Origin of the sequence: Paractinoplanes globisporus DSM 43857, assembly GCF_000379645.1 — a bacterium.
In the GTDB taxonomy this organism is placed as follows: Bacteria; Actinomycetota; Actinomycetes; order Mycobacteriales; family Micromonosporaceae; genus Actinoplanes; species Actinoplanes globisporus.
Genome location: NZ_KB903294.1, coordinates 398,551 through 416,611 on the forward strand (window position 1 = coordinate 398,551; position 18,061 = coordinate 416,611).

General features: G+C 69.1%; 11 protein-coding genes. 5 read left to right on the forward strand and 6 right to left on the reverse strand.

The genetic code is table 11. The annotated features are described in order from the left end of the window. Positions 1–23 precede the first annotated feature (23 nt). Positions 24–6,548: an RHS repeat-associated core domain-containing protein gene (locus A3CQ_RS0101725; RefSeq protein WP_157295165.1), complete on the reverse strand. Its 6,525-nt coding sequence runs from the start codon at positions 6,546–6,548 to the stop codon at positions 24–26. A gap of 232 nt (positions 6,549–6,780) precedes the next feature. Here A3CQ_RS0101725 and A3CQ_RS0101730 point away from each other — a divergent pair, with 232 nt between their 5' ends. Beyond that, positions 6,781–7,671, forward strand: coding sequence for a hypothetical protein (locus tag A3CQ_RS0101730; RefSeq protein ID WP_157295167.1), 891 nt, complete (start codon positions 6,781–6,783; stop codon positions 7,669–7,671). Here A3CQ_RS0101730 and A3CQ_RS0101735 read toward each other — a convergent pair. Beyond that, the gene (locus A3CQ_RS0101735; protein WP_020509186.1) at positions 7,661–8,233 is read right to left on the reverse strand and encodes a hypothetical protein; all 573 of its coding nucleotides are present in this window, start codon (positions 8,231–8,233) and stop codon (positions 7,661–7,663) included. The genes A3CQ_RS0101730 and A3CQ_RS0101735 overlap by 11 nt on opposite strands. Before the next feature lie 62 nt (positions 8,234–8,295). On the opposite strand from A3CQ_RS0101735, the gene A3CQ_RS0101740 reads away from it, so the two are divergent. Further along, a complete protein-coding gene (locus A3CQ_RS0101740; RefSeq protein ID WP_084698861.1) occupies positions 8,296–8,775 on the forward strand; it encodes a YcxB family protein in 480 nt (159 codons plus the stop codon). On the opposite strand, the gene A3CQ_RS0101745 is transcribed toward A3CQ_RS0101740, so the two are convergent. Together A3CQ_RS0101745 and A3CQ_RS0101750 are read right to left on the reverse strand one after the other, a co-directional pair. After that, positions 8,772–8,978: a DUF7489 domain-containing protein gene (locus tag A3CQ_RS0101745; RefSeq protein ID WP_026205190.1), complete on the reverse strand. Its 207-nt coding sequence runs from the start codon at positions 8,976–8,978 to the stop codon at positions 8,772–8,774. The two genes, A3CQ_RS0101740 and A3CQ_RS0101745, sit on opposite strands and share 4 nt — an antisense overlap. An 82-nt stretch (positions 8,979–9,060) precedes the next feature. Further along, positions 9,061–10,227: an ROK family transcriptional regulator gene (locus A3CQ_RS0101750; RefSeq protein WP_020509189.1), complete on the reverse strand. Its 1,167-nt coding sequence runs from the start codon at positions 10,225–10,227 to the stop codon at positions 9,061–9,063. Between the two features lie 45 nt (positions 10,228–10,272). Here A3CQ_RS0101750 and A3CQ_RS0101755 point away from each other — a divergent pair, with 45 nt between their 5' ends. Then, positions 10,273–11,547 (forward strand): Gfo/Idh/MocA family protein, encoded by a 1,275-nt coding sequence (locus A3CQ_RS0101755; protein WP_051115117.1) that lies wholly within the window; start codon positions 10,273–10,275, stop codon positions 11,545–11,547. Here the strand turns inward: A3CQ_RS0101755 and A3CQ_RS58620 are convergent, their stop codons facing one another. Both A3CQ_RS58620 and A3CQ_RS51055 read right to left on the reverse strand, forming a co-directional pair. Beyond that, positions 11,548–13,779 (reverse strand): DUF4832 domain-containing protein, encoded by a 2,232-nt coding sequence (locus A3CQ_RS58620; protein WP_020509191.1) that lies wholly within the window; start codon positions 13,777–13,779, stop codon positions 11,548–11,550. 8 nt (positions 13,780–13,787) lie between these two features. Next, a complete protein-coding gene (locus tag A3CQ_RS51055) occupies positions 13,788–16,091 on the reverse strand; it encodes a DUF4832 domain-containing protein (protein WP_020509192.1) in 2,304 nt (767 codons plus the stop codon). 142 nt (positions 16,092–16,233) lie between these two features. On the opposite strand from A3CQ_RS51055, the gene A3CQ_RS0101770 reads away from it, so the two are divergent. Further along, entirely contained in the window at positions 16,234–17,169 is a 936-nt protein-coding gene (locus A3CQ_RS0101770) for a carbohydrate ABC transporter permease (RefSeq protein WP_245576968.1), read from the forward strand. Between the two features lie 9 nt (positions 17,170–17,178). Next, a complete protein-coding gene (locus A3CQ_RS0101775; RefSeq protein ID WP_020509194.1) occupies positions 17,179–18,054 on the forward strand; it encodes a carbohydrate ABC transporter permease in 876 nt (291 codons plus the stop codon). Positions 18,055–18,061 lie beyond the last annotated feature (7 nt).

The following is an 18,061-nucleotide window of genomic DNA, read 5'->3' on the forward strand; positions in this document are numbered from 1 at the left end:
GCCCTTTCGTCACTGGCCTCGGATCACCGGTTCATCAGGCTGAAGCAGACGTTGTAGCCGCAGCCGCCGGAGCTCACAGTCTGCTCCACCATCTGCACCGCCATGCTGCTCGGATTGGGCGTTCCGACCTGGTAGGGATCGTCGTGAGGTGCGGACGACGCCTGATACTTCTCGCGTGCGGCGAGGCCAACCGCGATGCCCGCCGAGTTGTTGTGGACATCTATTCGCGAGTCCCGGGTTTGCCACGCGGGCGCGCCGGTTTTGGCGGGAGCGTCCAGCTCGTGGGCTATCCCGATGAGCCGGGCGTCCTCCGGTGAGATGCCATTCGCCACCATGAGGGCCATCCAGATGCCGTGGTGCCGCGCGTTCCACTTCGGGTTGTACACCGACGCGTCCCCTTGGGGAGCGGCCTTCTGGGCCCCCTGGTAGGCCTTGAAGTACTCGAAGCAGAGCCGTGCGCCGATCTTGTGGCACATCGCCATCTCGTGCGGCCCCGGAAGGGCGGCATCATCCGAGACCCAGGTAGTCGGAAGGCAGGCCTTCCACACCAGGCAGACCTTGCGGTCGGAGCCGTACTTCTTGAGGATCTTCTCCACCTTCCGCCGGGACTGCTCGTCCTCGCTGTCGGGAACCGCCCGGTTGTCGCGCTTGTCGTACTTCGACGCGTACTTGCCCTGCTTGGACTTCGAGTAGCCGCCCGTGCTCTCGGGCGACGGGCCGGCGTAGTTCGGATCCTCGTGCCCGTCGCAGGCGCCGGGCCCGCCGACCATCCCGCCGGTGCAGCTGGCGGAGCCGTGGATGAGCCCGCTGGGGTCGCTGTAGGTGATCGGGTTGTTGCTGGCATAGCTGTACCCGTTGAGCTGTCCGGGGTCGGTCTTCTCGAGCAGCGGGTCGTCGGTGATGAAGCGGCCGGTGTCCGGGTCGTACTGCCGGGCGCCGACGATGGTCAGGCCGGTGCTGCCGTCGAGCGGCTTGTTGAGGAAGCCCCGGTTGTCGGGCGCGACGACCGATGCTCCGCGGGGTGCGCCGTACGGCGTGGTCTGCCGCCACCGCGGGTTGGCGGTGGTGTTGTCGAGGTAGAGGCAGGGCGTGCCGTGCTGGTCGCCGAACGCGTAGCCGAACGCGGTGGCAGTAGTGCCGGTCCGGATCGCCTGACCGCCGCCCGGCAGGTCGTAGTAGCGGGTGCCGGTGATCGCCCCGGTCGCGGTGGTGAGCGTGTACTGCTGGTTGCCGAAGTACAGCGTGGTGGCGGCGGGATCCTTCTGGACCAGCAGCTGCCCGTCGGCGTCGTACTTGAAGGTGGAGTTGCCGCTGGTGGAACCGTTGACGCCGGTGACCCGTCCCGAGTCGCCGTAGGTGAGGGTCTGGTTGCCCTGGCCGGCGTTGCGACCGGTCATGTTGCCGGCGAGGTCGTAGGCGTAGCTGGTCGACCCGGTGCTGGCGCCGGTCGTGCTGGTGGAGGTCAGGGTGTGCGGCTGGTTGCCGCCGTTCCCGTACCCGTAGCTGGTGCTGGTGTCGGCGGCCGGTCCGCCGCTGAAACCGTGCTGGGTCTGGTTGTTACGGTCGCCCAGCCCGTCGAACGTCCAGGTCGTCCAGTACGCCGAGCCGGCGCCGAGCCCGTCGACGACCATGCTCGAGTTGCCGGCCGCCGGAGCGGTGGCGCACTGGTCGTTCGCCGTCCACGCCGCCGCGAGCTGGTCGAGACCGTTGTACTGGTAGCACTGGGTCTCGGCGGTGGCGGCGTTGCCCGACCGGGTGCCGGTCTGCCCGGTCAGGTTGCCGGCCTTGTCGTACGCGTACGTCTGCTGATCGGTTGTCGTGGTGACACCGGCATCGGTCCGCTTGATCAGCTGTTTGGTGGTCTTGCCGGTGTTCTCGTCGTACCAGTACCCGATCGTGGAGAACGTGGTGGTGGACGGCCCGAACTTGGCCTCCAGGGGCCGGCCGAGCTCGTCGTAGCTGGTGGTCTGGGTGTACGACGCGAGGCCGGCCAGGCTGTCGGGCAGGTCCGTCTGGCTGAGGTAGCCGTGCAGGACCTGCTCGGCGGGAAGACCGCCCTTGGCCTGGTAGATGTCGCGCAGCGGCAGCCCGAGGTTGGTCGTGTAGGTGTGCTTCGCCAGGTAGGTGCCGGCCAGGGTGCCCTCGGCGCCGCTCGGGATCGTGAGGCTGGTGCCCAGCGACTCACCGAAGATGTTGAAGTCCGTCTGCTGCGTCGTGTAGGCGAGGTGGTCGATGTACGCGGTCGACGTGGTGAGCTGGCCGATGGCGTGGGTCACGGCAGCGACGTTGTTCGCGTTGTCGTACACCCAGGCCGCGGTCTGGTTGCCCGCCGCGCCGTCCACCTGGGCGTCGGCGGCGGACGCGTACGTGCCGAGCCTGCGGTTGAGGGCGTCGTACTTGTAGGAGATCGTCTTGCCGCGGCCGTCGGTGCTCTGGGTGAGGTTGCCGGCCTTGTCGTACTTGATGTTCGTCGTCGTGCCGGCGTCCGGGTCGGACTTCTGGGTCACCTGGCCGCGCAGGTTGTACGTGTCCGTCCAGGTCGGCCCGATGCTGCCGAGCGGCGCCTGGGTGGTGACGGTCTGCTTCCCGTGCCCGTCGAAGCCGTAGCTGATCGACTGGCTGCTGCCGCCGGAGATGGCGAACCGGCCGGTGAACGTGTCACCGGGAACGGTGAGCGCCGGGCGGGTCAGATAGCTGTCGAGCTGGACCGTGCGGCCGAGCGGGTCGATCCGGGTGGTGGTGACGGTTCCGCCGTCGGGCGGGACGACGGTGGTGCGGTCGCCGTTGTAGACGGTCGTGGTGTGCGAGACCTCGACGCCGTCCTTCGCGCTCTGGTCGATCACGACCTGGCCGAGCGAGTTGTAGGTGTACAGGTTCTGCATCGGCACGCCGACCTTCAGATCCGTCGGGTTGACGGTCGTGGTGCCGGGTGTGTTCTTGTCGTCGTACCAGTTGGTGTACTTCGCCGACACCCAGCCGCGGCTGTCGTAGAGGGTGTCGTTGATCAGGCGGCCGCCCCGCGGCGTGGGCTCCTGGGTCTGCCGTTCCCGCAGCAGCCCGTCGTAGAGGAGCGTCGAGGTCTGGTAGGCGCCCAGCTCGTTCAGCTTGTCGGTGGTGACCGCGGTCGGCCCGGTGTTGCTGATCGCGTAGGTGTACACGAAGTTCGCCGCCGGAGTCGGCCAGGCGTCGTCGGTGACGACCCCGGCCCGGCTGTCGAGCCACACCGCGGCGGCTCGGCCCAGCGCGTCGTACCGCCGCACGATCACCGCGCCGTTCGGGTCGGTGCTGGACAGGGTCGCACCGCGCTGGACGTCCTGTGTGGTGCTCGACGCGTGCCCGAGGGCATCGGTGATGGAGGTGCCGGTGACCCGGCCGAGGCTGTCGGTGACGTAGCCGGTGTGCGTGTTGTTGCCGGCGCCGTCGTAGGTGTCGGTCTGCCGGCCGACGCTGTCGAACTTGGCCTGCCCGTCGACCTGCCAGGAGTACGCGCCGCCGGTGTAGTTGTCGGCGACCTGCGTCATCGTGACGTCGCCCTTGGACGGGGCGGTGGCCTGCGGGAACGTGGTGGCGAAGTTCGGATCGTCGTAGAAGGTGCGGGACGCCTTGACGACCTGGGCCGGACGGCTCACCGAGGCGGGTGCGGTGAGGGTGTTGACGCTGCCCGGCACCGAGGGCACGCCGCCGGCCGTGTAGCCGCCGCAGGCCACGGAGAGGGTTTCGCTCTGCGATTCGAGGCCGACCAGGTTCTTGGCGGTGTTGGCGGCCGCGTAGGTCGTGGTCTCGCAGGTGCTGTAGTTGGCGTCGACCGGGATGGTGTGCATGAACTCCCGGACCGGCAGGCCGAAGTTCGTATCGGTCGTCGTGTCGACGTACGAGGTGTCGGTGGCGGTGTAGCGCCAGGTGGTCGTCCCGCCGGAGGTGACCGCCTGCCGGGAGAACTGCTCGATCGGCGCCACCCACCGCGAGGTCAGGGCGGGCAGGCCGGTGCGGGACCGGGAGGCGGCCGCGTCGGAGACCCAGTACGAGGTGATGCTCGAGTGGTCGACGACGTCGCCGAGGAAGGCGCTGCTCTCCAGCGGCCGCCCGGCGAGCTGGTTCACGTCCTCGTGCACGCCGCCGAGGGAGTCGGGCACGTTGACGACCGTGGTGCTGTTGTTCTTCGACATGCCGCGGTAGAAGGTGGTCTCGGTCTTCGACGTGCGGTCGTTGGTGCCGTCGCCGACGGACGTGACGACGTCGCCGTAACCGCGGAACTGGCCGTAGGTGCGGTACTTCGCCTTGACCAGCTCGTTGTCGTCGTAGTGCCAGGCCGCACCGCCCGGGTAGTCGTACGAGGTGATCTTCACCCGGGCGCCGCCGGTGGGGTCGTCCTGATGCACGGAGAGCACGGCGTACTTGTTGAACCAGTCGATGACCGGATCGGTGTAGCCCTCCGGGGTCCAGGAGACCGGGTAGCAGGAGTACGTGTTGGACGCGGCCGACGGCTTGGTCGACGGACACGGCCGGGGCAGCCCGTACTCGACGGTGATGGTCGACCCGGTCTCGGTGTGGATGGCGCCGAGCCGGTACCGGAAGTAGGCCGGCAGCCCGCCGGCGTCGGTGCGGTTGGCCATCTGCATGGTCTGGTCGAAGGTCACCGCGGGCAGCGTGATCGCGGTGGCGTGCCCGCCGCCGGCGCCCGTCGCGGCCGCCGTGTGCACGACCTTGTCGAGCCACAGCGCCGGTGACGTGCCGTCGCCGGCCTGCGGCATCGACTGGGTCAGGGTGTAGGTGTCCAGGTCCACGTACTTGGCCCCGGACACCGACCACTGCTGCGCGGCGACGCTGGTCAGCCGGACGGTGGAGAAGTACGTCGGCGAGAACTGCTTACAGGTCGCGCCGGACGCGCAGAGCCGGTCGACCGGCACGTCCGGCCAGTTGGCGGCGTTGGCGTCGGTCAGCGCGCAGTTGGTGGCGAAGCACCGGGTGCCGGTGCCGAACGCGTACCGGTTGGGCACCGTGCCGTAGGCGTTGCCGTCGGTGAAGCCGTAGTCGATGTGCAGCAGGTGCTGGTCCCGGACGTAGGACTTCATGCTGGCGCCGTTGTAAGCGCCGTAGTAGTTGACGTCCTGCCCGTAGTAGTAGGACATCGCGTTGCTGTGCGTGTCGGTGACGTAGTCCAGGTTCCACCGGTACGGCATGGTGCAGACCGACGAGGAGAAGCCCGCCGACGAGTAGCACGGGTCGCCCGAATGAGCCGCGTACACCGGCTGGTAGGCGACCGAGCTGGTCGCCGTCTTGGACGAGGTCCAGCCGGGGAGGTGGTTGAGGCCGAACGAGTACGAGGCGCCCGACCGGTCGGTGATCTTCCACCAGTCGTTGTAATAGGTGCCGGTCGCGTTGCCGGTTCCCGCGACGCAGGTCGGGTCCGCGAACGAGGTCTGGCCCGCGGGCAGGACGCAGTAGTGGGTGATGACCGAGCCGCCGGCCGACTCGGTCTTGAGCACCTGCTTCGCGGCGTCCCAGACCAGCGCGCTGGTCTTGCCGTTGAGCGACAGCGAGTAGATCGGCCCGTCGTAGCACTGGTCGTAGGTCTTGGCCGGCGCGGCGGAGCCCTCGGGGCTCTCCGAGCAGGTCTGGAACGACTGCTCGATGTACGACTCCGGGGTCGACCAGCCGTCACCGGCCCACGACGACTGCGGCTCGACGGTCGCGGTCATCCCGTCGACCGACGCGGAGTCGTAGGACAGGCTCATGCCGGGCTCGAGCGACGACGGCGTCTCCGCGCCGGACATCGGGTACGAGTACGCGAAGCTGCCCGCGCTGCCGCCGCTGCTCCACGAGCCGGACGGGCTGAGGCTGGTCGCGTTGTAGGTGCCGAGGTTGCTGCCGCCCGCGTCGCCGGTGGCCGCCGCGGCCGCCGCCAGCACCAGGGACTTCGCCGCGGGAACGCTGACGGTCGCGGCGACGGTCCGCGTACCGGGGTCGTTCGTGGACTCCAGCGGGGCCGGCCGCTGACAGGCCGGGACCGATGGCGTCGTGAGCACACAGGACGGGTACGCGGACAGCGCGAGGTGGGCGCCGTAGTTGCCGCCGTAGGCCTCGGCGAAACCGCTGTAGTCCAGGCCGATCCGGGCCTCGCCGGCCTGGTCCGCGGCGACCGTCAGCAGGACTCCCTTGACGCCGGCCGCGGTGGCGGCGGCGTGGTCGAGGACGGTGACGTGCAGGGTCCGCGGCCCACCGGCGGTGCGGCCGCGGGAGGCCTGCAGAGCGGATCTGGCCGGCGCCGGAGTGGCGGTCACCGGCACGTCGACCGCGCCCGCCTCCGGCCAGGTGGTCCGGCTTGCGCGGTACGGCTTCGGCTTGGCGGCCGGCTTGGCGAACTTCGCCGGTACCGCCGCGACCCCTCGGACCGGTCGCACTCCCGGCGGCGTCTCCACCGCGGTCGAGCCGGAGTCGGGCGGCGCGCCGAACGCCACTCCCGCCCCAGCGATGATCATCGTGCTCGCGGCCACGGCCACGCCCAGCGCCCGCCATCCGCGTCGCTGAAAAACCCCGTATAGGTACATCCACTGCTCCCCGTTATGACCATCATTCGTCCAAATAGGACAAACGCCGGACGGCGCACTCCCGTTGCGCAGCAACGAACGGGAGAACCGCAGCCATCCAGCCGGAACAATTTCATGAACAACGGGTAAAGCGCGTTCGGTCGATGATCTCGATTTGGTCACGAACGCGGGCCGCCGCGGGGCCGCGGCCATTGATACGCTCCGCTGCCTCACCCCAAGGAGGGACACCGAGGTGAAGAAACTATCCAGCGTGGCGTCCGTGCTCGCGCTCGCCGTCGGCATCACTGTTGCCGTGACGGCGCCGGCCTACGCCGCTACGGACCGGAGCGGGGCGGAACGGCTCAACATCCCGAACAGCAGTGCGTGCCGGGCGGGTCGCACCGTCCTGGAGGGCATGGTGGCGGGGCCGGGTGGCGCGCTCTACATCATCTTCTCGAAGGGAAGCGCCGGGGAGCCGGTCCTGTCCCGATGGGTGCGTGACGGCACGACCTGGGACGGCGCCAGCTGGATCTGTTCCGGGGCGCCGATCTCCATGCCCGAGCTCGGCCACGGCAACGACCTCGCCTACAACGCGAACTATCTGGGCGGGGGGCCGGCCCTGATCGCCACGCAGGGAAGTCAATCCGCGTTTCCGAGCGACGATGTGACGATCGTGCACCTGGGCACCGACGGATCCATCGGCGCGACCTCGACAGTGCATCTGCCGACCGGCAACATCAGCGGCCTCTGCTACAGCGCGACGGCGGCCGGCGGAGCCGGCAAATATGCCGCCCGGCGGTTGAATTCGCTATGGACCCACCCCGGCGCCGGCGCGCTCACCAGCGGCTGGACGCTGGTGACGAGCAGCCTGACGACTCACGACAATCGTTCCGACCAAGGCATCGACTGCTCGGAGAACTACATCTGGAACACCAAGTCGATCAATGATTCGACGCCCGACACCGGATGGAACTGGGTGTATCAGTACAACTGGTCCGGCGGCGATGTGGAGAGCGACATCGGAGTTCCGGGCAACACCCTGACCGACGAGATCGAAGACATCACCCACGTGGGAAGCGACTTCTTCGTCGGCGTCAACCGGAACGGCGGGGTCGCCGACTCCGTGAAGGTGTTCACCGAGTGAGCGGGATGAGCATGGGATCGCCGGAGGCCCACTCGCAGTCGTCGGCGGGGACGCCGATCGGCTGGTAGTAGACGCTTACCTCGAAGCCGGCCTTCTCGGCGCTCAGGACGAACCACCACGGGCAGTTGCCGTCCGGTTTGGTCGCCGAGTAAAGGCCGGCTTTGGTGTCGTCGGGTGTCCAGCCCGAGCGCCGGGCGAGGTCGGCATAGTAGGCGCGAACGTCCGCAGGGGACGTCGACGTCGTCAGGCGCCGGCTGACGGCGCCGTTGGAGACGAAGCTGATGAGGTCGCCGGCCGGCGGCGCGGTGTTGCACGAGTACGCCTCGACCGGCTCGTCGAGGGGGCCCGCGCGCGGCGGCTGGTTGAGCACCGGCTCCGCCCGGATCGCGCGCACGGTCTCCGGCCGGCCGCGGCAGGCGCCCATGGCGTCGTCCCGATCGTCCTTGTGCGACACCTGGTACACCACGCCCGTGACCAGCAGCGCGCTCACGAGCACCGGCCCGGCCAGCCTGCCCGCCCAGGCGAGCGGGCCGCGGCGCGGGACTGGCGCATCCGTGCTCATCTGTCTTCTCCCCCGTGACGGTGTCGCACGATGATAGGCAACGCGATGCGATACTGCCGCCCATGTTGATCACGGGGAAAATCAGGATTACCTATGCCGTGTACCGCAAGATGGCGCTGACGTCCTACGGCGTCCGGCCCGCCATCGGCCGTGCGCTGCCCTTGCTGTTCATCGCCATCGGGCTCGGGCAGTGGCTGATCGGGAAGCAACCCGGCAGCACGTTCCTGCCGGCCGGAGTGTTCTTCCTGGTCATTCCGGCGGTCTACGAGGTGCTCGCGCTGGCGGGCTGGATGCTGCGCCGCAAGACGTTCGCGCAACCGTTCCGGTACGAGTTCACGGCCACCGGCATGACGCAGGTGACCGCCGCAGGCCGCACCGACGTGCCGTGGGCCGAGGTCACCCGGGTGGATCGCTGGCCCTCGACCTGGGTCGTGCGGCTCGGCCGTGGGCGGCACCTGGCCGTACCGCGCAGAGCTCTCGAACCGGCGGACCGCCGCGCCCTCAACGACTTCTTCCTCGCCAGCCCCGTGGTTTTCGGCTAACCGCGGCGCGGGTCCTCGCCCTGCTGCTTCACGAGGCGGTCGCCGACGGCGAGCTCCTTCCACATGTCCCGGCCGACCTTGACGTCCATCTGGGTCCCGTCGTCGAGCCGGACCTTCAGGCGCCGGTAGAGGTTGGAACCGTCGAGCATCGCGCGGGACTTCTTCACCACGGTCCCGGCCCAGGCGTCCTTGTTTGTCGTCATGGTCCAACGGTATGAATCCCCGAGATCGGGCGCGTCCGACATGAGACGGGTCTTGCCTCTACGACTTTAGGCGGAGGCCGCCTCAGCGGCGCGGGGCGACCGGCGCGCTCAGCCCGACCGAGAAGAGACGCTGGTCGACCTCGTTGAGCGCGAGCCGCAGCGCGCCCAGCGCGACGCTGTCCGCCCCGAGAGTCGACGCCCGCACCTCCGGCATCCGCAGGACCAGCTTCCGCAGCTCGCGATGCAGCGGCTCGAGCACGAGGTCGGCCGACCGGGAGAAGCCACCGCCGAAGACGACGACCTGGGGGTCGAGCGCCAGTACCAGCGCCGCCGTGCCGATCGCCACGTCCTTCACGTACCGGTTGACGGCCGTGCGGGCGTCCCGGTTGCCGTCGCGGGCCGCGTTGAAGACCCAGGCCGCCGCGTCGTCGGGCCCGACCGTCGGCGGAACGCCGGGGCATCTCTGCAGGTGGGAGGGGGCGGTCAGCCACTTCACGGCCTTGAGGGCGCCGATCTCGCCGGCTGCTCCCCCGAAGCCCCGCCGCAGCACCCCGTCGATGATGAGACCGGCGCCCATACGCATGCCGGCCAGCAGGAAGACGATGTCGTTCGCGTCGCGGGCCGTGCCCCGCCAGCGCTCGGCCAGCGCGGCCAGCTTGCAGTCGTTCTCGACGATGACCGGGCAGGTGAATCTGTCGCTCAAATGGGTTGCCAGGTCTACCGTTTGCCAGCCGGGCAGCGGCGTGAACAGCGTGGTCTTACCACTCGCGTCGACCGGGCCGGTGACGCCGACCGTGACCGCCCAGATGTCCGACGCCGTCTTTCCCGCGTCGCGCAGGCAGGCGGCGAGGATCTCGTCGAGGGCGGCCAGGCGCGAGGCCGGGTCGGCGTCGGCCGCGACCGAGCGGCGGGCCGTGTGCACCACGTTGCCGTCGAGGTCGGCCAGCAGCACCAGTATTTTGTGGCCGCCCACATCGACGCCGATGACGTGACCGGCGGTGGCGCGGAACCGGTAGCGCCGGGCGGGCCGGCCGACCGTGCTGCTGCCGCCGGGCTCGACGACCGTCGCCCACCCGCTGCTGACCAGGCCCTGGGCGATGACATCGACCGCCGGACGGGACAAACCGGTCACACTGGCGAGCTCGGTGACGGTGGTCGGCGGCTGGTCGCGCAGGGCCCGGACGACCGTCAACGAGTTGAGTTCCCGCAGCCGAGACAGGTCGGTACCGGCGATGACCTGTTCAGTCACAGTCTGCCCCTTGACGCGTGGAGTCGATCGGCCGCAAATATTGCTATGGAGTTTACAAAGTACGCGAGTGTTCGCAAGTCCGGTGGCGACGTGGTCACGCTCGCCGTAGTCGGAGCCGGCCTGCGCGGCCGGCATTACGCACGGCTCGCCGAGGCGAGCGGACGCGGGCGGGTGGTCGCGGTCGCCGAGCCGGACCCCGCTCGCCGTTCGGCCTTTTCCGACGCGCACGCGCTGGAGCCGGCCCAGGTCTTCGCGAGCTGGGAGGAACTGGGGGCGGCCGGGCGCCTCGCCGACGTCGCGATCGTCGCCACCCAGGACCGCATGCACACCGATCCCGCCGTACGGCTCGCCGGGCTCGGCTACCACCTGCTGCTGGAGAAGCCGATGGCGCCGACCGAGCCCGACGCCCGGCGCATCACCGACGCGGTCGAGGCGGCCGGCGTGATCGGCGCGGTCTGCCACGTGCTGCGCTACACCCCGTACACCCGCGCCCTGAAAAGCCTCATCGACTCGGGCCGCCTCGGCGAGCTCATCAACGTGCAGCACCTCGAGCCGGTCGGCTGGTGGCATCAGGCGCACTCGTTCGTGCGCGGAAACTGGCGCAACACCGCCGAGTCCGGCCCGATGCTGCTCACCAAGTCGTGCCACGACCTGGACTGGCTCGCCTACCTGATCGGGGGCGCCCCGCACGAGGTGGCCTCGTTCGGCGGCCTCACCCACTTCCACCCGGGCAAGCGTCCCGAGGGTGCGGCCGACCGGTGCCTGGACTGCGCGGTCGAGTCGACCTGCCCGTACTCGGCCAAGCGTCTCTACCTGAACTGCCTCGACGACGACATGGCCGAGTGGCCGCTCCCGGCGGTGACCCCCGAGCGCTCGCGCGAGGCCGTTCTCCAGGCGCTGCGCGAGGGACCGTACGGCCGCTGCGTCTACGACTGCGACAACGACGTGGTCGACAACCAGGTCGTCGCCATGCGCTACACCTCGGGCCTGACCGCCACGTTCACGATGACCGCCTTCACCCCGATGCAGCGCCGGCAGACCCGGCTCTTCGGCAGTCACGGCAGCGTCGACGGCGACGGTCGTTTCCTCACCGTCACCGATTTCCGCACGGGCGAGACCGAGACGATCGACGCGAGCGGCCCCGAGGACAGTTTCGGCCACGACGGCGGTGACGGCGGCCTGGTCGACGCCCTGCTGGCCGCCGTCACCGCCGGCGATCCGGCCCTGCTGAGCTCGGACATGCCGGCCAGCCTGGCCTCGCACCGCGTCGTGTGGGCGGCGGAGCGGGCCAGGCTGACCGGGACGGTGGTGACCATCTGACTACTGGTAGCCGATGCTCTCGATCGAGATCGTGCTGTTCCCGCCGTACCAGAAGCCCATGGCGAGCTGCCCGGGGCTGGTGCGGCTGATCCCGTTGGCGGCCATCGGGATCCGGATGTCCTGGTAGGCGGCGGTCAGCACCGGATGGCCGCCGCCGTCCAGGACGAAGTCGCCGAAGACCTTGGTCGTGCCGCCCAGCGAGACGTTGAAGTCGGCCGCGTTTCCTCCCTTGATACGAACGACGAGATAGCCGTACGCGGACAGATCGGTGTTGACGTCGCTGCCGAACCAGCCGCAGTTGTTGTACTGAAGAGTCAGCGCCCCGCCACTCACGACACCGCTGCCGGCCCCGTTGAGGAAGCAGTTCCCGCCCGTCCACTTGCCGAGGTCGTTCTTGGCGGCGGACGGGTAGGCGGGCGTGCCGTCGAAGTCGTCGAGCACCAGCCCCACCGGCGGTGGCGGGGTGGCGGTCGCGGCGGTCAGCGGCGCCGACGCGGCCGAGATGTTGCCCGCCGCGTCGCGGGCCTTGACCGTGTACGTGTACGACGACCCGCTCGGCAGGCCCGAGTCGGTGAACGTCGTGCCGGTGGGCGTGCCCACCTGCGTGCCGTTGCGGAACACCAGGTACCCCGTGACGCCCACGTTGTCGGTGGCCGGGTTCCAGGAGAGCCCGATCGACGACGTGGTGGTGCCGGTGACGGCGAGCCCGGCCGGCGTCGTCGGCGCGGCGGTGTCCACCGGCGGCGGCGTGCAGCCACCGGTGCAGGCGCCCACGGTGACCGCGTTCGCCAGCACGTTGTAGCCCTTGCCGCCGTCCCAGATCCCGGTGTCGGCGAGGCGGATCGAGTACGCGGGGTTGCCGCGCAGCCCGGTCGCCTGGTCGGGCAGCCACAGCGCGAGCTTGTACTGCCCGGCCACCATGTCGGGCAGGGTCACCGTCTGGGTGGGAACGGTGACCGCGCCCGGCTTCCAGGTGCGCGGGTCCAGGCCGGCCAGCGGCACGTTGTAGCGGTGGGTGCCGTCGTCGAAGACCAGGAAGACCGGGCGAGGCTTGATGACGCCCGCGTAACCGTCGTTGACCAGGTGGGCCGAGAACGTGTACGCGGCCCCGCCCGTCGCCTGGTTGCCGAAGGTCGCGTCGACCAGCCGCAACCGGTAGCCGAGCAGCCGCTTGACCCGCGTGAAGAGGGTCTCCGACGGGTTGCTCACGGTCGTGCTCTTCCACTGGTCGATGTTGACCGGCGCGTAGTCCTCGTTGAGCTCCGTCCAGTGCTGGTGGGAGAGCTCGTACTGGGCGTTGACGCCGGCCGCGTCGTTGCCGCCGGTGGAGTTGCACGTCTCCCCGCCGACGATCTTGTTGCCCCCGGTCGACGTCGTCATGTCGTACACCCATTGCTTCTTGGTGGTGACGTCGAACCAGCCGAGCCAGGAGTTCTGGTCGTAGGTGCCCATGTCGGCCGAGTCGGCCAGGAAGCAGTCGTCGTGGAAGCCGATACGGTCGAAGTCCTGCGTGGTCAGCAGGCAGTTGTCCGGCAGCGGGCAGCCGGCCGGCGGGGTGGTGCGCTGGGCCATCTCGTAGTTGAAGATCGGATAGCGGATCGCGACCGGGATAGTGGGCGGCGTGCTCGCCAGCAATTTCTTGACCAGGCGATAGCGTACGGGCGCCTGACTCTCCTCGGACGAGGCCGTGTACGGGCTCTCGTGCCATTCGCCCCAGGCGCCGAAGAAGCCGGCCTCCAGGTGCATGAGAACGTCGGCGTTGGCGGCCAGGACCGGCGCGAGCTGGTCGAGGTGCCGTTCCATCTGCGGCTCGGTGACGGCGGAGTAGCCGTCCCAGACGTACGCGAACCGGAGCACGATCTTCAGTCCCTGCGCCCGGATCGCGGCCAGGCCGGTCCCGAGGTTGTCGAGCAGTGCCTGCGGCAGGTCGGTGGTCTGGTACTTGTCGAGGTGGACGTAGCTGTGGATGAGGGTGTCGCCGTCCGCCCGCGCGCGGGCGAACGTGCGGTCGAGCATGTCCGGGTTGAAACCGGGGATGGTGTTGCTGGCGTAGTCGTTGACGGCCGGGTCGTTCACGATCTCGTAGCGGTTGTGGAAGCCGCGCTCCGGGTTGGCGAAGACGCTGGTGAGGTCCCCGGTGTAGGTGACGGTCGTGGTCGCGGCGTGCGCTGTTCCGGGCGTACCGGCCAGGATCAGGGCGAGGGCGGCCGCGGCGACAAGGAGTCTTCTCATCGTTCTCCTCAATTCGAGAAGGAGAAGCTGTCGATGCTGATCGTGCTGTTTCCGCCGTACCAGAAGCCCATGGCGAGCTGGGCCGGGCTGGTGCGGCTGATGCCGTTCGCGGCCATCGGGATCTTGATGTCCTGGTAGTCGCTCGTCAGCACGGGGTGGCCGCCGCCGTCGAGGACGTAGTCGCCGAACACCTTGGTGACGCCGCCCAGGCTCAGGTTGAAGTGGGCCGCGTTCCCGCCCTTGATCCGGACGACCAGGTACTTGTACGCGTAGACGTCCTGGTTGACGTCGCTGCCGAACCAGCCGCAGTTGTTGTACTGCAGGGTCAGCGCCCCGCCGGAGACGACGCCGTTGCCGCCGCCGTTGAGGAAGCAGTTGCCGCCGGTCCACTTGCCGAGGTCGTTCTGCGCGGCCGACGGGTAGGCCGGCGTGCCGTCGTAGTTGTCGAGCACCAGGCCGGTGGGCGTGCCGCCGCCCCCGCTCGTGGTGGAGACGCTCAGCGCGGCCGAGGCGGCCGACGTGTTGCCGGCGGCGTCATAGGCCCGCACCGAGTAGCTGTACGCGGTCGACGCGGTCAGCCCGGTGTCGGTGTAGGAGGTGGTGGTCGTGGTGCCGACCTGGGCGCCGCCGCGCAGCACCTGGTAGCCGGCCACGCCGACGTTGTCGGTGGACGCGTTCCAGCTCAGCGAGACGCTGTCGGACGTCTGGGCCGGCGAGGCCAGCCCGGTCGGCGTGGACGGCGCGGTCGTGTCGGTCCCGCCGCCGCTGCCGACGCCGATCGAGCCGAGGCCCAGCCAGCCGTCGGCGTTCTGGGTGGCGTTGCCGAAGCGCAGCTTCTTGGCGGCCGGGCTGAGCGCCTCGAGCGGGTTCTTGACCTTCAGGACGAGCTGGTACGAGCCGCCGGCCACGCCGGTCGTGCTGACGCTGGTCTGGAAGTACTGCGGGTAACCGAAGTCCCGGTAGGCCGGGTCGGCGCCGACGTTCCAGTCCGGGAACGCCCGGATCTTCAGCGGCATCACGGTACGCAGATCCCAGGGGGTGTCCCAGGTCTTGACGACCGTGCCGGCCGAGTTCTTGAGCCCGAGCGAGACCGTCCACGGGTAGTAGAACGGGGCGACGCCGTTATTGGCGATGGTGACGCCGACGGTGGCGGTCGAGCCGGTGACCGAGTTCGGGTAGTACGCGTGGGTGGCCGTCAGGTCGTACCCCATCAATCGGACCGCGGCCGCGACGTTGGGATCGGAGCCGGAGTAGCTCTGGCTGGTTTGGTTGATCTTCCAGGTGGTGTGCTCGAGCTCGATGCAGGCCTTCATGTTGTCGACCTGCCCGGAGCCGCCCGGCCACGAGGTGAACGCCGAGCTCTGGATCTCGGGTCGCACCTCGCCGCCCATCGAGTCGGTGATCCACTTGTTCTCGACGCCCATGTTCAGCGCGCGCTGCAGCTGGGCGTAGTCGGCGCCGCCGAGTGACTGCGGCAGCGTGACGCCGGCCAGCGGCGAGCCCTCCCGGTAGCAGAACGAGTCGTCGTGGTACCCGATGTCGCGGGTGTTCGCGGCGCCCCCGGCCGAGTCCGGGTAGCGGATCTCCAGCTTGGTCCTGCTGAACGCGTTGTCGAAGGCCGTCACGATCTGCGCGGCGTGCGCGTCGGTAGGCATCAGGTTGGGGTAGCCGTCGGCCGTGTCGGTGTCGAACGGCCAGGTGTGCCACTCGCCCCACAGCCCGACCAGGCCGAGGTTGATGAAGCCGATCCGCGGATCGCCGTCGTAGCGGGCCCCGAACGCCGCGATGAAGTTGGAGACCGCGGTGAGCAGATAGGCGCTGTCGTAGTCGGGCGAGACGGTGCCCCAGAACGTGTTGTTGCGGTAGGTGACGTGCCCGTCGAAGCAGTGCGGGATGGCGTTGCCGGGGTGGCTGCCGGTGCCGCCGGGGTACTCCATGTAGAGGCGGATCGCGGCCTGGTTGCCGTACGAGGCGATCTCGTTCAGTGCATTGTCCACAATGGACCAGTTGTAGCTGCCGCAGTCGGTGGCGCTGGTCATCACCTCGGACAGGCCGAAGTAGCTCCAGGACAGCGAGCGCGGGTAGCCGAGGCTCTGGTCGTCGCCGGGGAAGTAGAACCGGGCGAAGCCCTTGAGCGGGTTGTCCAGCGGGCTGGGCGCGGCGGTGAGCGGGTGGTCGGTCAGCGAGGGGCTGGGCGAGGACGGCGGGGCCGGCCGAGGTGGCGGACCGGCGGGCGCGGCAACCGCCGCCCGCGGCGCGAAGAGCACCGCGGCGGCCACCACGCAGAGCGTGACTACACGGGCAAAGCGCATGGATCAACCTTCCGACGAGAGGACGAGATTTCGAGGAGGTGTTGACAAAGTTTCCATGAGCTTCATCATTATTAGCGGCCGACCGGCCCGCGCCGCAAGACGCAAATCTCGAAGATCTTCGATAGCTGAAAGAGGACGGATCGTGACGACATCCCCTCCCCTCGCGGCGCCCGCGCCACCCAGAGTCACGCCGGTCGTCACCGGCAAGCGGCGTCGCGACGACCGGCAGGTGGCATGGCTGTTCCTGCTGCCGGTGCTGATCGGGTTCGCGGTGTTCTACCTGTATCCGACGGTCCGCGGCGCGTGGTACTCGCTCACCGACTACAGCCTGCTCAACACCCCTCGCTTCGTCGGCTCGGACAACTACGCCGATCTGATCAAGGACCCGAAGTTCTGGGACTCGATGAAGGTCACCGCGTACTACGTCGTCATCAACATCGGCTCGCAGACGCTGATCGCGCTCGGCCTGGCCGCGCTGATGCACCGGCTCACCCGCTCGGTCGTCCTGCGCGCCACGCTGCTGCTGCCCTGGCTGGTGCCGAACGTGACCGTCGGCCTGCTCTGGATGTGGCTGCTCGACGCCAACCTCGGCTTCGTCAACCACCTGCTGAACGGCCTCGGCCTCGGCACGCAGGGCTTCCTGGCCTCGCCCACCGGCGCGCTCCCGTCGATCGCGCTGATCAACACGTGGGCGTACACCGGGTACACCGCGCTGCTGCTCTACGCCGGCATGCTGCAAATTCCCCAGCACCTGTACGAGAGCGCGGCGCTGGACGGCGCCGGCGAGCTCCGGATGTTCCGCAAGATCACGCTGCCCCTGCTGCGGCCCGTGCTCGCGCTGGTGCTCGTGGTCTCGCTGATCGGGTCGTTCCAGATCTTCGACACGGTCGCCGTCACCACCGCCGGCGATCCGGCCGGGGCCACCCGGGTCATCTACTTCTACATCTACCAGCAGGCGTTCACGTACTTCCACATGGGCTACGCGTCCGCGGCGGCCATGTTCCTGGTGCTGGTCCTCGGCCTGCTCACGTTCGTGCAGATGCGGTTGCTGCGCGCCTCCCGTTCCGATCTCGCCTGAGAGGCAGCCATGAGACTCAATCCCGGCCGTCTCTTCGCGTGGGCCGTCCTGATCGCCTTCCTTCTCCTGACGATCTTCCCGTTCTACTGGATGGTCCGCACGGCGATCACTCCGGCCGGCGACATCTTCACCGACAGCACCAGCCTCGTCCCCCACCATCCGACGATGATCAATTTCTGGCGGATCCTGGGCCTGGTCGACGCCCAGACCGCCCGGGAGGCCGGCGGCTCCGGCGCGAAAATCAACTTCCTGCGGTACACCCTCAACTCGGGCATCTACTCGCTGGTCATCGCCGGCGTGCAGACGTTCTGCTGCGCGATGGCGGGATACGCGTTCGCCCGCCTGCGCTTCCCGGGGCGCGACTTCGTCTTCGCCGTGCTCATCGCGGCGCTGATGGTCCCGCCGATCTTCACGCTGCTGCCCAACTTCACCCTCGTGAAGAACCTCGGCCTGATCGACACGTTCGCTGGCATGGTCGCCCCGTCGCTGCTGATGACGCCGTTCGCGGTGTTCTTCCTGCGCCAGTTCTTCCTCTCCGTGCCCCGGGAGGTCGAGGAGGCGGCGGTCATCGACGGCGCCGGCCGCTGGGGCATCTTCTGGCGGGTCGTTATGCCGATGAGCCGCGGCCCGCTGATCACGATCGCGCTCACCACCTCGGTGTGGGCGTGGAAGGACTTCCTGTGGCCGCTGCTCGTCGGCCGCGGGGAGCAGACCCGGGTGCTGACCGTCGCGCTCGGCGTGTTTCTCCAGCAGTCCCCCAACACCCAGCCGGACTGGACCGGGCTGATGGCCGCGTCCGTGCTCTCCGTCCTGCCCGTCCTCGCGCTGCTCGTCTTCCTCGGCAAGCGCCTCGTCCAGTCGCTCAACTTCACCGGAATCAAGTAGAACCCTC